11 protein-coding genes are annotated in these 13,077 nt (G+C 48.0%); 2 read left to right on the top strand and 9 right to left on the bottom strand.

The window, feature by feature from the left end; genetic code table 11:
- Positions 1–196: 196 nt before the first annotated feature.
- The 3 genes from xrtC to QEH53_RS20040 form a co-directional block, all read right to left on the bottom strand.
- Positions 197–1,087, bottom strand: a complete 891-nt coding sequence (gene xrtC, locus QEH53_RS20050) for a VPDSG-CTERM-specific exosortase XrtC (protein ID WP_309025006.1) — start codon at positions 1,085–1,087, stop codon at positions 197–199.
- A 235-nt stretch (positions 1,088–1,322) separates the two neighbouring features.
- Positions 1,323–2,846: a glycosyltransferase family 39 protein gene (locus tag QEH53_RS20045; protein ID WP_309025005.1), complete on the bottom strand. Its 1,524-nt coding sequence runs from the start codon at positions 2,844–2,846 to the stop codon at positions 1,323–1,325.
- A gap of 64 nt (positions 2,847–2,910) precedes the next feature.
- On the bottom strand, positions 2,911–3,762 hold the full coding sequence (locus tag QEH53_RS20040) for a glycosyltransferase (RefSeq protein WP_309025004.1): 852 nt from the start codon (positions 3,760–3,762) through the stop codon (positions 2,911–2,913).
- 356 nt (positions 3,763–4,118) lie between these two features.
- Here QEH53_RS20040 and QEH53_RS20035 point away from each other — a divergent pair, with 356 nt between their 5' ends.
- Complete coding sequence (locus tag QEH53_RS20035) at positions 4,119–5,438, top strand: FAD-binding oxidoreductase (protein ID WP_309025003.1); 1,320 nt, start codon at positions 4,119–4,121, stop codon at positions 5,436–5,438.
- Positions 5,439–5,640: 202 nt separating this feature from the next.
- A complete protein-coding gene (locus QEH53_RS20030; RefSeq protein WP_309025002.1) occupies positions 5,641–6,468 on the top strand; it encodes a sulfotransferase in 828 nt (275 codons plus the stop codon).
- 281 nt (positions 6,469–6,749) lie between these two features.
- On the opposite strand, the gene QEH53_RS20025 is transcribed toward QEH53_RS20030, so the two are convergent.
- The 6 genes from QEH53_RS20025 to QEH53_RS20000 all read right to left on the bottom strand — a co-directional run.
- Positions 6,750–7,766 carry a sulfotransferase domain-containing protein gene (locus QEH53_RS20025; protein WP_309025001.1) on the bottom strand — a complete coding sequence of 339 codons (1,017 nt, stop codon included), beginning with the start codon at positions 7,764–7,766 and terminating at the stop codon, positions 6,750–6,752.
- Positions 7,767–7,846: 80 nt separating this feature from the next.
- The gene (locus QEH53_RS20020) at positions 7,847–9,601 is read right to left on the bottom strand and encodes a PQQ-dependent sugar dehydrogenase (RefSeq protein WP_309025000.1); all 1,755 of its coding nucleotides are present in this window, start codon (positions 9,599–9,601) and stop codon (positions 7,847–7,849) included.
- Between the two features lie 178 nt (positions 9,602–9,779).
- A complete protein-coding gene (locus tag QEH53_RS20015; protein ID WP_309024999.1) occupies positions 9,780–10,766 on the bottom strand; it encodes an NAD(P)-dependent oxidoreductase in 987 nt (328 codons plus the stop codon).
- A 21-nt stretch (positions 10,767–10,787) separates the two neighbouring features.
- Positions 10,788–11,156: an EamA family transporter gene (locus QEH53_RS20010; protein ID WP_309024998.1), complete on the bottom strand. Its 369-nt coding sequence runs from the start codon at positions 11,154–11,156 to the stop codon at positions 10,788–10,790.
- 17 nt (positions 11,157–11,173) lie between these two features.
- Positions 11,174–11,914: an SDR family oxidoreductase gene (locus tag QEH53_RS20005; RefSeq protein ID WP_309024997.1), complete on the bottom strand. Its 741-nt coding sequence runs from the start codon at positions 11,912–11,914 to the stop codon at positions 11,174–11,176.
- Between the two features lie 57 nt (positions 11,915–11,971).
- On the bottom strand, positions 11,972–13,077 hold a 1,106-nt coding region (locus tag QEH53_RS20000; protein ID WP_309024996.1), incomplete at its 5' end, for a UbiA family prenyltransferase.

The following is a 13,077-nucleotide window of genomic DNA, read 5'->3' as shown; positions in this document are numbered from 1 at the left end:
GCTTCTCGATTACAGAGCCATTCGAGACGAGAGTCTTTCCTTGAGCAACATGAAAGGAATCCCTCGAGACGGAGTCGAAGTGAACCTTTTTTATCAATTGCGCACTTGCAGGCTCAGTTTTGTCAGGATTTCAGCTTTGCGCCGCTTACCGAGATTTCGCCTTGCGGGCCCGGCGGAGGCTTGGTCACTCTCGTTGTCACACTCCAGCAGCTTTGCTCTCGGACCTGCGAAATAGCCAGAGCACGATAAAAACTGGGATTAGTGTCACCGCGAAAAGCGGTTGCCCACCTTGCCTGTGAAACCAGCCGTCTATCATCGCAGGGTCGATGTAGTAGCATTGCCACGCAAGCACCGTTATCCTGATGGCGTTTCGAAGGATTCCGATCGGGATGAAGAGCGATACGAAAATAGCCCGTTTCCAAGGGCTTTTCAGAAAAAGAAAAGAGGCCACCAAGCTGGTGATGAAGAGTACTAAGCTAGAGCGTAGGCCGCTGCATTGTGGTGCTACCTCCATCGAAATAGTAGGCATCTCGAAAATGAGGTCCGTTCGAAAAATAGGAACGCCGATAAGCTTGATGCCCCAGTAAGCGACTTCGGCAGACGTGTGTTGAAAAAACACCTGTATTCCCTCTCTTACAGCGACGGGGAACGGAGTTATTAGCAGGAGGAAGAGAATCGCAAAGATTTGGCTTTGGATTGTTTTTACTCCAAATAGCAGGAAGATTGCTGCGATGATGAAGCAAGTGTAAGAGAAAATTGAATACGCAAGGTAATCCTCGATTTGATCGGGATTCAATGGATTTTCAGAGCCAAGGAAGAAGGCGAGTAATGAGACGAGGCCGAGTCCGATAGGGAAGAGAGCGAGGGATCGCTTAGGTCTCGAGGGCTCGATCACTTGAGAGCGATTCGTATCCCAAGCCAGATAGACTGAGACCAATGGAATCAGGATGACATGAGAATAGAGATCGCTGCTTCGAGCCAGCGCCCATAGGTGCTGGAGTGGTGTAACGAAGAGCAGTGACAACACTCCAATCGTAATCGCGAGCACGATGACGGCTTGTTTGTTTGGGGGCTTCAGGGTAGGCATTGGTGAATTGGGATTCAGCTCTATCAAAATGTAATTCGTTGTTTTCTGTCGCTTGCAGGCTCTCGGCTGGGAGCCTAAGATTGCCATCGGGTTGTTTGCTACTCGCAAAGGCTTCAGTGCCTGAACGAGGTCGCGATAACGTACTTCGGAGGGTTATCGATCTACCTTAGGAAAATCGGAGCCCTGTTCCATTCGGTGCCTTCGCTCCGGAGCGAGTTGCCGAGGAGTTCTGCAGTTATTGGGTAGCGGAGATCTCACGGGTAATGCCTTCGGTGATGCTAAGGTGGCCCTTTTGGTACAAGGTGTTCAGTATGAACTCCGTTTCAAGGCTGCTGTAAACCTCAGCTGCGTCGGTAGTTTTTGTTTCCCGGATTACAATTAACAGCCTTTGATGCTCTTTCACCTTTGAACGGATTTCGTTAACTCGGACCAGCTTATCTACCAAGTGACTCCCGTAGACCTTAATTGGGTCGCCGTTGTTTACAATCCCCATCGCACTTTCTTCCAACAAATGAGCGGGGCCGAGGTAATAGCCCAAGGGCATGTGAATATCGGCCGGATAGATCAAGGTGAGTGTTTCTTTGTTGTCCACTTGCTCGTAGGCCTCGGCCAGCTGACGCCAGTATTCCTTGTCAGGCTTATTATAGTATTTAGGCAGTGCCAGGAGGTTCGCTGCGATCAAGCATCCTGCCAGTAGGTACCTCGCGCTTGGCTTAGAAATCGATGCGGTACCTATTGCCATCGCGAGGGCAAACATTGGCAGGGTCCAGACGAAGATACGAGGGATGAAGATTGGTTGATATAGGCTAGCGATCCATACCTGCACGAACACGCTTCCGGTTAGGAGCGCCATGGCGGCAAAGAGATCCCATCGTTTCCTTCGGAAACAATATGCTGCAAATGCGATTCCCGCTACGGCTACGGCCAGTTTCGAGAGTAGTCGAGCGGGGTTGGGGATTGGCAGATAAATTTGCAAAGGCGTATTTAGTATCTCGACCGGATTCGGCAGCTGAATCCAAAAGGAACTCATGTCGTTCACTTGGTTGAGAACCACCAATATCCAAGGCAGCCATATCAGGATAACGATCACGTTTGCTGCCAGCCAGTTGGCTGCAAATCCTATTCCGAATTGCTTCGGCTTCAAGCAGAATGCGATGACCGCGGCGATCGTCAGCGAACTCGGAAGGAAAACTCCAGCGTTATGGGCGTAAAGGGTAATGCTGGTGCCCAGTATATATAATGACCATGCCCTCCAATCTCGGTTGAGGCGGAGTGTGGTGCCAGCGGAATCGGGGTTTCTCAAGAGCCTGGCGAAGCCGGCCACCGCGATTGTCGCGCCTAGCAGCATCAACGTATAAGCTCGGGCTTCTTGAGCATATTCGACATGGAAAGGCATCGTTGCGGAAATTGCAGCGGCGAATAACCCCGCTCGCCGATTCATGAACCAATGTCCAGCTGCGTAGGTGAAAACTAGCGAGAGCACGCTGAACAAGGCGGAAGGAGTTCTCAGGGCAGCCTCTGAGTCTCCAAATATATGAACCCATAGATGCAACAAGAAATAGTACAGTGGCGGATTTGTTTCGGCCTTGCCTTTTTCCCCAAGCAGGTCGCCTAGCGGCATTGTGGCAAACGCATGGGACGTTCCTTCGTCCTGCCACAGGGATTCGCCGCCTATATGGTAGAAACGTAGGGCCGTTCCGACTATCAAAATGATGATAAGGGGGAGCAGCTGCGACGAGAGACGCTTATGCTTTGTCATGGCGCGATTTCCACCATTCATGACTGACTACGCATTTTCAAATCAGTTGCGCCCACCTCGAACTTCACACTTGGCTCGATTTGGGTTGAAGGCCCCGCTCATGGAGCAATGTTTCGCAGGGAGAGAAACTTCCGTTTGTCCACTGCTCGATGTCCTCGACGATTCCGAAAGCTCCGCCATTTGCTATGAATCGGCTCGCGGCGATATCTTGATCGCTTCGGAGCCGGTTCCTTTTTTGCATTTCATCTCGGTAGGTTTCGCCGCCGGTCGGCGGTGACTTTATAGCTCGGTTGTAGCGCGGGTGGCTTTTAACTTTCTTTATTTTTCTATAGTAGAAGCGTTGGAGCAAGGTGTTGAGCCCATTTACGACCTTTGTTGAATATGTCGCTCGCATTCGAGCTATCAGGTCGAGCTCCTCGTGACCAAAAGGCTCCAATTGCTCGTTGTATCCGCCAACGCCAACGAAATGCTCGCGACAGTAGGACGTTCGGCCCGAAGTGCCGTCTCTCCACTCACCGCTGAACTGGTGAAGCACCGCTTTGAAATCCCACTTTTTAAGGGTCTGGTAGACATATCGGCCCCCTCGGGGCCCTGTAAAATTGTCCGCGTCCAAGCTTGTTAGAATCTTTCCGCTCGCGAAGGCATGGGCAGTGTTCTTTGCAAGGGACATGTGGAAGCCTGGCATCGCGCGCGTGTACAAAAGTTTGAGGTATCCAGAATCCAGTTCTACTCGGCAATTCTCGATTACCCAATCAGACAGACCGTCTTCGCTTGCAAAATCGACGAGGACAAATTCCGTTTCCACCTCATCCCTCCGATTGTGATTCAGATTTACCGGAAGTGTCTCTTTGATGTAGCTCAAACGGTTCTTGCAGGGTATACAAAATGAGACTGACTTTGGTTGAGGTTCCTTCATTTTACGAAATGTCCAATCAAGCGGTTCGGTGTTAAGCGAAATTGCTTAGAAGCGCCTGTGGGGCAAGCTCGATTTTCGAGCCAACGCCTCGCAGCTTACGATATAACAGACGCAACGGGAAGTCCGCTCCGGATGGCCTTTTTTAATTTTTTGCCTCATCTGGGGCGTATTCGGTTTTACCGAATCTTACTTTAGCGGTTTGAGGAATCGTTGTGTTCAAAACTAGGAAAGCTCAGCGACCGGAGATTGCAAAAGCATTTGCAGCCGCCATACCCTCTTTTTGTGGCGCGAAGTATTGATTCTTTGCGATCAGAGCCGTATTAAAGCTCTGGTAACACCATTCAGCAAAGGATACCATGTCATTCCACAAAAAGACTATCAGCAACTGGGGAAATTATCCTGAAGTTGAAGCTCAGGTCAGTCACCCTGCTTTCGAAGCAGCGTTATTGCGAGATTTCAAGGACAGCGACAGCCTTTTGGCACGAGGAAACGGCCGATGCTATGGTGATGCTGCCCTCAGTGATACGGTCATCGACATGACCAGCTACAACAAGATCCTAGCATTTGACTATTTGACGGGGATCATGACCTGCCAGGCAGGGACGCTCCTAGCTGACGTGCTTGAATTAAGCGTTCCGCAAGGTTTTTTCCTCCCAGTCACTCCTGGCACAAAGTTCGTATCCGTAGGAGGGGCTATTGCGGCTGACGTTCATGGTAAGAACCATCATGTTGATGGTTGTTTTTCGGAGCATGTGTTGGAATTCCAGCTTCTCGGCGAAGAAGGCAACCTGTTGAAATGCTCTCGGGAGAGGAATGCGGAGCTCTTTTGGGCGACTGTGGGTGGCATGGGACTGACGGGCATTATCACTCAAGCAACCTTTCAGTTAAAGCCGATTGAAACCGCATACATCACGCAAGACTGTATCAAAGCTAAGAACCTCAAGGAGATAATGAGATTGTTCGAGGAATCGAAGCAATGGACGTATTCGGTTGCGTGGATCGATTGCCTGCAAAAGGGATCGAACCAGGGACGCTCCATAATGATGCGGGGAGAGCATGCGACAATTGATGAGCTTCCGGGCAAGCATAAAGGTGCTCCACTGAACCTGAGGCGAAAAGGCAAGAAGACTGTGCCATTTTTCTTTCCGAATTTTACTCTGAACAAATATACCGTTAAGGTTTTCAACTTTTTGTACTATTTCAAACAGCTGAAGCGAACCATTTCGAATGTTGTAGACTATGACACATTCTTCTACCCGTTAGATAGCATACTAGAATGGAATCGAATATACGGAAAAGGAGGGTTTATTCAGTACCAGATGGCCCTACCGCTAGCTTCAAGCGAAGCTGGATTGGGCGAATTACTTGACGCCATTAACAGAAGCGGGCAAGGCTCCTTCCTCGCAGTATTGAAATTATTCGGCAAAAACAATCCGAATGCCTTCAACTCTTTCCCTATTGAAGGCTATACTTTAGCATTGGACTTCAAAGTGAACTCGAAGCTACCCGATCTCGTGAGGGAGTTGGACAGCATCGTAAAAAAACATCAAGGAAGACTCTACCTCGCCAAGGATACGATGTCATGCAGGGATGGTTTCGATTACTTCCGTCCCTTCGGGTCTAGGAAATTTGATTCGTGTCAACAAGAGCGCTTGTTTGGCTGTTCTCGATCCTGAGGCCCTCCACTCAAAATTCGAAACCGTAGACTCTCGAAAGCATAATGCATAGGATTTCAGCTGCTTGCATGCATTCCGAGCTGGGGTTGAAATCGAACTAATTGTGATTTCTCGAAATTGGGAGATATCAGTCGTTAAATTCGATCAGGTCAGCAGTTTGAACCAAATAATATGAAACGTTTAGGAGAACTAAGTCACTAGAATGGAAAAGCGAGTAGGTTTAATGATAATAGGCTCCCAGAAGTGTGGGACTACAACTCTTTTTGATGTCTTAAACACTCATCCTTTGCTACAGGGCTCTTCGCCCAAGGAGCTGGTTTATTTTTGTTCGAACCCACGCTGGCAGGACAATATAGGCGAGTACCACTCACATTTTGAGTGGGCCCCAGGAAAAATTCATTTCGAAGGTTCCGTATCCTACACAAATTTCCCAGAGATTTATTCGGGGACAGTTAAAAGTTTGTACGAATATAATCCGGATCTGAAGTTTATTTACCTTATTCGTGACCCTTTCGAACGGATCGTTTCCGCCTACATGCATCTTTACGCGCGTGGATTTATCGATTGCACTCTTGAAGAGTCAATTCTTGGCAGTCCAAAGCTGATCAATACCACCCGTTATTACATGCAGCTGATTCCGTATATCGATGCTTTTGGCGAGGAATCCATCTTTATCGAAGAATTTAATACCTTTATAAACGATAGGAAGAGTTTTTTGGAGAACGTTTCCGCATTTCTGGGTGTCGACTACAGATGTTTTCCTGAGACGGCGTCCATTCACACAAATAAATCTATCGGAGGAGTGCAGAAGCGTTTGTCGAAATATGACCAGCCAAGCCTTTCTTTGAGATTGCTTAAGAAGGTTTCCCGTAATGCTTTCAATAAACTTACAGACAATTCGGCGAGGAGTTTCGGAAAAAGGCCGGAACTCGATGAAACCGCTAGAGAGGTCGTTCGCCGCCTCCTTGAATTGGATATTAAACGGCTAGAGGAGCTGACGAAGCGTAAATTTGACCATTGGATGACTTAACGATCTGCGGTTCGGTCAATTTGTCAGAAGTGGGTAACTATTTCTTGGTTCTTTACTAATCCTTTAATCTCGCTAAGGAAAATAGTACTAGAATGTGGGGTACGGTAAGCGTCCGGAAGGGAGAAGACTATTCGCTTGTTCATGCTGCCATTACAGCCAAATCTTGCAAAACGGGCTCTGGGCGGAGTTTCCGTTGGACGTGCAAAAGTCCGTCATCGCGTCTTAGATGCGGGAATTGAAGGCATGCTGAGTTCCTCGTCCGCGATCCGCATTTATCGCTCCTACAAGGATGTTCCACTTCTGGGTTGGGTATCAAGGCTCGAGTCGGGAGATTCGAGTATGGCCCTAAGCTCCTTTGCGTTCGGCATCGAATTCTCATCGTAGAGTTTGTCCAATCCAAAACACTGCAAGATTCTCTGGCCTTCATCTATCAACTTGGGGGTTAATTCGTTTTTCCAAGAGGAAATGGGGCTTGTCGCAGAGAGCAAATTACTATCGTTACCTATAACCCGGCTTGGTCGCTCTATCACCGCCTTCGGAAGCTTAATTTTAGGCTTTTCTTTCGTACGCCTAACAAATTGAAGAATCTTTCTGATCTCTAAAGTTGGGTTCTCGTAAATGTGTTCATAGAAACACAAATGTATTTCTCCAGGTCTAAATTGGCGAAGCGGAACGTAGTTGATAACAGACCATATCAATATTAGGTTCAGTATATGGTTTTTTTCGTCGCTGACCCTTGCTATTATTTCCTCGAAGGGCTGTAGGTAGTCGTTGTGGAGGCTTTTCTGATTTAGAAGGTGTCTCGGTTCAATCGCCCAATACCAGTCGGATTTTTTGTATTTGGAAATAGCTACTGCAAACGGATTGCGTAACAGCATGACAGGCCTGACTTCTGGAAATTTAGAGGTGGCCCAGTGGCTTAACAAATTTGCGAATATGTCTTTTATTAAAAGACCACGATAGCGAAAGGAACGATTTTCTGAATCAATTCTTGGGTGGGTGAATTTTCCGCTTAGAATCTTTGAGGTGAGTTGTTCTAGCCTCTCGTTGGATTCGTCTTTCCTGATGTATTGATGTGGAGAAATAAAGCTCAAAGAACGAACATATTTAGGATGAAAGGGTTCGAACATTTCTCGATACTTTCTTTCATGGTTTATCATGTCTGACACCCAGGTCGTACCGCTTCTGCCATCTCCAATCAGCCATATGACTTCGCGGTAATTGTTGAGCAAGTAGTTTGCCTTAAGAATTGCCGGCTGAGAGAAGTTGCTGATTCTCGATCTTAGTTTGTTGCCCATTTTCAGTGAACGCGTGCTTAGAGCGATGCTAGTTTACGTAGTTCCATGATCGTGGATCAACGTGAGTAGGGGTGGTTGTTCTATTTGCCTCTTCTCTTCCTTATTAGAAAGTAGACTCCGACGAAAGCCAATACAATACCGGCAATTTTACCAATCGCGAAAAATGCTAGCATCGATTTGTGGCTGGGGGAGGGTAGGAGGGCTTTGATTTGTTCTGTTGCGGAGTTTTCTGAATACTCGTCTACGGCAAGCAACCACTCAGCCATTTGTCGGGCTTCTCTATACTTTATGCCTTGGTTGGGCATAGCTATGGTTTTCTGGTCGAAACGCGGTTCCATTATTCGGTATGTTACCCATTCGAGCACCTTCTCACGCCCCTCTGATTCGAGTATTTGTTTGCGTATGTTTCTGTATTCGTTGAACGGACTGGCGTTCAATTTATCGATTTCATCTACTTGCTCTAGATAAGCAGGAGAGCTTAGCTTCTCTAGGAGCCGCTCTGTTATACCCGCTCTTAAAATTTGAGGCGCTACATGGCCGTTTCCAATGTTGTCAATTTGGTGACATGAAACGCATGCGTATTGTCGGACCAGTGTCCAGGGATCTGGGGCGATTATTTTCGGGTGCTCGTCACCATTCTCGTAGCTAAGCTTCAGGATTCGAGACTCTCCTTCTGAATCGGGTAATAAGTTCACTACATATAAGCCATCGGGTCCCCATCCTAAGCCCACTGGTAATTGACTTCCGGTTCCATCATAAGCATATATTTGCTGCGGAGTATGTGTTATCATTCCGCTGTCGCTATCGATCCCGATCGCCACTATGGACTTTTGTCCCCACTTGCCAGCGCCGGAAGGAGAATTCGGAGCGCCAGAGAGCGTTATGTAAGCGGAATTGTGTAGCTGTTTGGGGAATCCTGCCTTTTCAGCCAAGGATGGGTCGAAGTCCATTTGTACGGGGGAAACTGCATTGTTCCAAACATACCTCGCATTAGATGAAGAAGAGTCGTTGGTTCCATCGTATAGATAGTCCGTACCTCGGATTATTTCTACCATTCTGTCGGTACTTGGACCGTTGTCACATACGTAAATCCTTTCTCCGGCAAGAGTTATAGAAAAGGGGTTTCGAAGGCCGCTCGCCCATATAAGGTTTCTCGCTTTAATGGGATCATCATCCAATGCGTGTGGATTCCCGTCGGGGACAGAGCCGTCTAGGTTAAAGCGTAGAATTTTGCCCATGGGACTGTCTAAGTCGCGTGAGTTTGAGGCTACCTCAGCATCTCCGACGCAAACGAAGAGTTTATCCTCAACCACTAACATTGGACCAATTTGATGAGACACTTGGGATAGGTGGTGATTGAAAACGGGAGCTATTGTTCTATGACTCTCTGGTTTGATTGAAAAGATGCCAGGTGTTGTCTCGAAACGACTTATTGCATTACGATAGAGCCCCGCTCCGTCTATAAAGCAGTAGCTGACGAACACGTACCCATTCTTGGAGTCTAGAGCAATTCCGGCAAGGCCCACCTCTCCTCGTATATCTGGGAGTTCTGCTTCAACCTCAGCTGGGTAGAACTCTTCAGCGAAGACGTGGACGGTTCTATCGTTAGTTACGACCTTTATTTTACCTCGTAGCTCTGTTATGAAGTACAAAGGATCTTCGGGCTTAGGACCCGGTTCGGGAACGAATGCTATTGCTACTGGAAGTTGGAAACCTTCGGTGTCGATCGAAAGAGAGAATCCGGGTGCTAGTTTGTAGTCTGATTTCCAGTCTGCGTAGGCAATTGAGCCCACTATAAGCGAGAGGATGGTAAGGATTTTTGCGGCATTCGTCATTTGTGCGTGGTTCGTCTTTACGATCTGTCTCCAACGCTAACGTCAGATTCATTTGCAGCTTAAGGGTTAATAAAGTACCCGATCATCAAAGGTTCCGCACCTACCCCGTTCTGAAGTCTTAAATCCGAGTCGTAAAATTCGATCTAAGCTCAGCTTTTTCGATTGCAGCGTTGGCGAATTATTTCTGTTCCAAGCCTTCTCGATAGGTCTTGTAAGCTGCGATCAGCATGTCTTCATCAGTGTCTTGCGGAATCCAACCGAGGTCGCGCTCGCCTTTTGATACGTCGAGTACGCATGTTTCATCCGCAATGAGGTATTGCTCGGGATCCATTATCGGTTTTCCGACACGATCAAAAAGGTCTAACGTGAACTTTACTAAACCTGCTGGTGTAGGTATTAGGAACGATTTGCTGTTGGCGTGATTTATCAGTTTTTTGAGCAGCTCGTTCACGGTTGGCGGATTGAGGGAACCCAAATTATAGGCTTCGTTGGGGATGCCATTCTCCACTGCGCAGATGACTGCGTTCGCGCAGTCGCTTACTGAGATAAACTGGTAGTAGTTCTTTCCACTCCCAATTGTGGGAACAGGAAGGTTTGCATCAACGAGTTTGAAAAGCTTTTCGAGAATGCCGAGGCGACCCGGGCCAATGATTAGTCGCGGACGGAAAATTGTAATATTGAAGCCTTTTTTGCGGTACTCTTCGCACAGGTACTCTGTTTCGAGTTTAGCGTCTCCGTAGGGACCGAGAGGTGCACGAGGATGATCTTCAAAGCGAGGATGATGAACGGTATGGCCATAGACCATATCCGTTGTGTAGTAGATCATGCGTTTGCAGTTATTCCTCTCAAGGAAGCTTAGCACATTCTTTGTCCCTTCATAGAGTGCCGTCCAGAAGTACTCTTTGCGCTCTCCTCGTGGCAGGATTGGCACAAGCAACCTTGCCGCAAAGTGGTAAGGTACGTCGTCGGGCTGAATGTCAACCAACGCAAAATCTTCGGTTTTGGTGACGTCCATTTCGATATGAGTCACCAAGTCGCTTTTGTAGATTGCAGCCTCTTCGGTCTTCTTGAGATCGAAAATAACGACTTTTTCCCCTTTGCTTATTAGTTTCTTCGTTAGCTCTTTGCCCAAAAAGCCATCTCCGCCAAAAATTAAATGCTTCATGTTTTTTCGGTCTCCTTTGAATTAGCTTTTGGCAACCAACGCTACACCGGAAGAAATTAATGCGACCCCCGCCCATCTCCACAGGTTAACATCTTCGTGTAATATGAAATGGCCCCATGCTGCGGTGAGGATAAAGGAAAGTCCAAGGAATGGGTAGGCGTAACTGATGTCTACCCGCGATAGCACTACCAAATGGGATGCCATGCTTATCACCATTACGAGCAAACCGGCGATAACGTATGGGCTGAATGCCACATTTAGAGCCGATTTGGTCAGCCCTTCGCGGCTGATTTCAAATTGGTCTATGCTCGTCATGCCCTTTTTGAGCAAGATCTGCGATCCAAAGTTCGTGAGGACGGTGAACAAAATTAGAGGGATGTACTTCGACATTGTAACTTGTGTTTGAGCTAAAGGCCCATCTTTTTGAATTTGAACTCAGGAATGGATCGAATGATCAGCATGATCAGCGACCAAAACCAAGGTGTATAGATTATGTCTTTTTTTCGTGAAGCGGCGGTAACGATATCGGTCGCCACCTTTTGGGGTGAAGCCCAAAGCATTCCCTTTTTTTCGATGTGAGCGGTCATCGGTGTGTCGATAAACCCAGGGCGTGCCTCCAGCACGTGTACATTGTGCTCGAACAGGGCGTTGCGTAACCCTTGGAGGTATATGCTAAGCATTCCCTTTGCTGCTCCGTAAACGTAATTGCTTTTGCGTCCACGATCGCCAGCAACGCTCGTAATCACCGCTATTGTCCCGTGTTTCTGGGCTTTCATCCTCTTGGCAAGGCTTGTCAGCAACGAGATGTGGCTTAAGCAATTCGAGTCGAAGGCAAGCCTCGCTTTTTCGTAATCGATTTCGCATTCGGATTGGTCGGGGAGCGTTCCATGAGCAATGTAGACGCAATCCAGTTCGCCAACGCCGTCAAAAATTCGAGAGATGAGCTCGTCGTGGCGCTCGGAATCGACAAGGTCCGCCGCAAATGTTTGGCATTCTTTCGGGCCTCTTAGTTTCAAATCTGCTGCGATGACACCGAGTGCATCTTGGTTGCGCCCGACAAGCGCTACCGAATCACCCGCTTTAACATGGATCAAAGAGATTTGTTGGGCGACTGCGCTGGTTGCGCCGATGATGGCGACCGTTTTCATTTTCGATTCATGAGGTTAGTAGGTTGATGCATCCTAAATTCTTTTTGGAGCTGCCGATTATCCGAAAACGTTGGGGAGTCCAGTAGAAGCAATTCCTATCACAATTAGAGTAAGGACAGCTGTGATGTGGCTGATGCGGTCTTTGATCGCGAAGACGATAGGGTCCTCGTTCATTTCTCCGCGAACCGTTTTCAACCAGATGCGACCGATCCAATAGAAGATCAAGGGACAGACTAGCCAAAGCATTTCAGGGCTCTTGTACATCAGGACGACTTCCTTGCTATTCACGTAAAGGGCTACGACGAGCACGGAGATAAAGCCGCTCGATACGCCCATGGAAACGATCAGTGGGTAGTCGTCCGTTCGGTAAGCCCTCCCAGCCGCATATCTAACATTTCGCTTCATCTGCTGGTAGAGCTCAGACGCTCGTTTGGTGAGGGCTAGACTTGAAAAGAGGAACATCGAAAAGGCGAGGAGCCAAAAGGACCAATCGTTATTTATCAGAACCGTACCGCCAACGACTCGAATCGTGAACAATCCAGCGAGAAGGCACACGTCGAGCACCACCATTGACTTGAGGTGAAACGTGTAAAGCAGCGTTGATGTAAGGTATACGCCAGCGACGATCGAAAACACTGGTGGCACGAAGAACAGGAGAGCGATCGATATGGCAAATAGTAGGCCAACTGAAAGCACTCCTTTCGACACAGGGAGGGTACCAGCTGCAAAGGGTCTTTTTGACTTCTTGGGGTGCGCTCGGTCTGCTTCCAAGTCGAGCAGATCGTTGATCAAGTAGGTTGCAGATGCCATCAAGGAAAACGACAGGAACCCTATGATCGTCGCCGCAACCATGCTCCGGTCGGCGATTTTGTGGTCTAGAAGTAAAGGTATAAACAGTAGCGAGTTCTTTACCCACTGATGCAAACGTACTGCTTTCACAATGGTGCTTAGTGACGCTCCCGGAAGCTTGAAAGCGTGGACCTTCTTGTATCGAGACTCGACTGAGTTTATGAAGCGGGAAGAGTCGCTCGCCACCGCCACCTCTGCTGCGTCGTCCCAGACATTGAAGTCGACGCTAGCGTTGCCGATATACGCATAGGCACCTTTGCCGAAGGCCTCGTTCAGCTTTTGAGCTTTATTTCGACCAGTAATGTTCTTGTCGC

The sequence above is a fragment of the Pelagicoccus sp. SDUM812002 genome (assembly GCF_031127835.1).
Taxonomy (GTDB): domain Bacteria; phylum Verrucomicrobiota; class Verrucomicrobiia; order Opitutales; family Opitutaceae; genus Pelagicoccus.
The sequence above is the reverse complement of the archived record's forward strand: the minus strand, read 5'-3'. Positions and strand labels throughout refer to the sequence as shown.

Bases quoted from the DNA above. Each gene is read 5' to 3' on its own strand.
- QEH53_RS20045 (WP_309025005.1), bottom strand. From the start codon at position 2,846: ATGACAAAGCATAAGCGTCTCTCGTCGCAGCTGCTCCCCCTTATCATC.
- QEH53_RS20035 (WP_309025003.1), top strand. From the start codon at position 4,119: ATGTCATTCCACAAAAAGACTATCAGCAACTGGGGAAATTATCCTGAA.
- QEH53_RS20015 (WP_309024999.1), bottom strand. From the start codon at position 10,766: ATGAAGCATTTAATTTTTGGCGGAGATGGCTTTTTGGGCAAAGAGCTA.
- QEH53_RS20025 (WP_309025001.1), bottom strand. From the start codon at position 7,766: ATGGGCAACAAACTAAGATCGAGAATCAGCAACTTCTCTCAGCCGGCA.
- QEH53_RS20020 (WP_309025000.1), bottom strand. From the start codon at position 9,601: ATGACGAATGCCGCAAAAATCCTTACCATCCTCTCGCTTATAGTGGGC.
- QEH53_RS20030 (WP_309025002.1), top strand. From the start codon at position 5,641: ATGGAAAAGCGAGTAGGTTTAATGATAATAGGCTCCCAGAAGTGTGGG.
- QEH53_RS20040 (WP_309025004.1), bottom strand. From the start codon at position 3,762: ATGAAGGAACCTCAACCAAAGTCAGTCTCATTTTGTATACCCTGCAAG.
- QEH53_RS20010 (WP_309024998.1), bottom strand. From the start codon at position 11,156: ATGTCGAAGTACATCCCTCTAATTTTGTTCACCGTCCTCACGAACTTT.
- QEH53_RS20005 (WP_309024997.1), bottom strand. From the start codon at position 11,914: ATGAAAACGGTCGCCATCATCGGCGCAACCAGCGCAGTCGCCCAACAA.
- xrtC (WP_309025006.1), bottom strand. From the start codon at position 1,087: ATGCCTACCCTGAAGCCCCCAAACAAACAAGCCGTCATCGTGCTCGCG.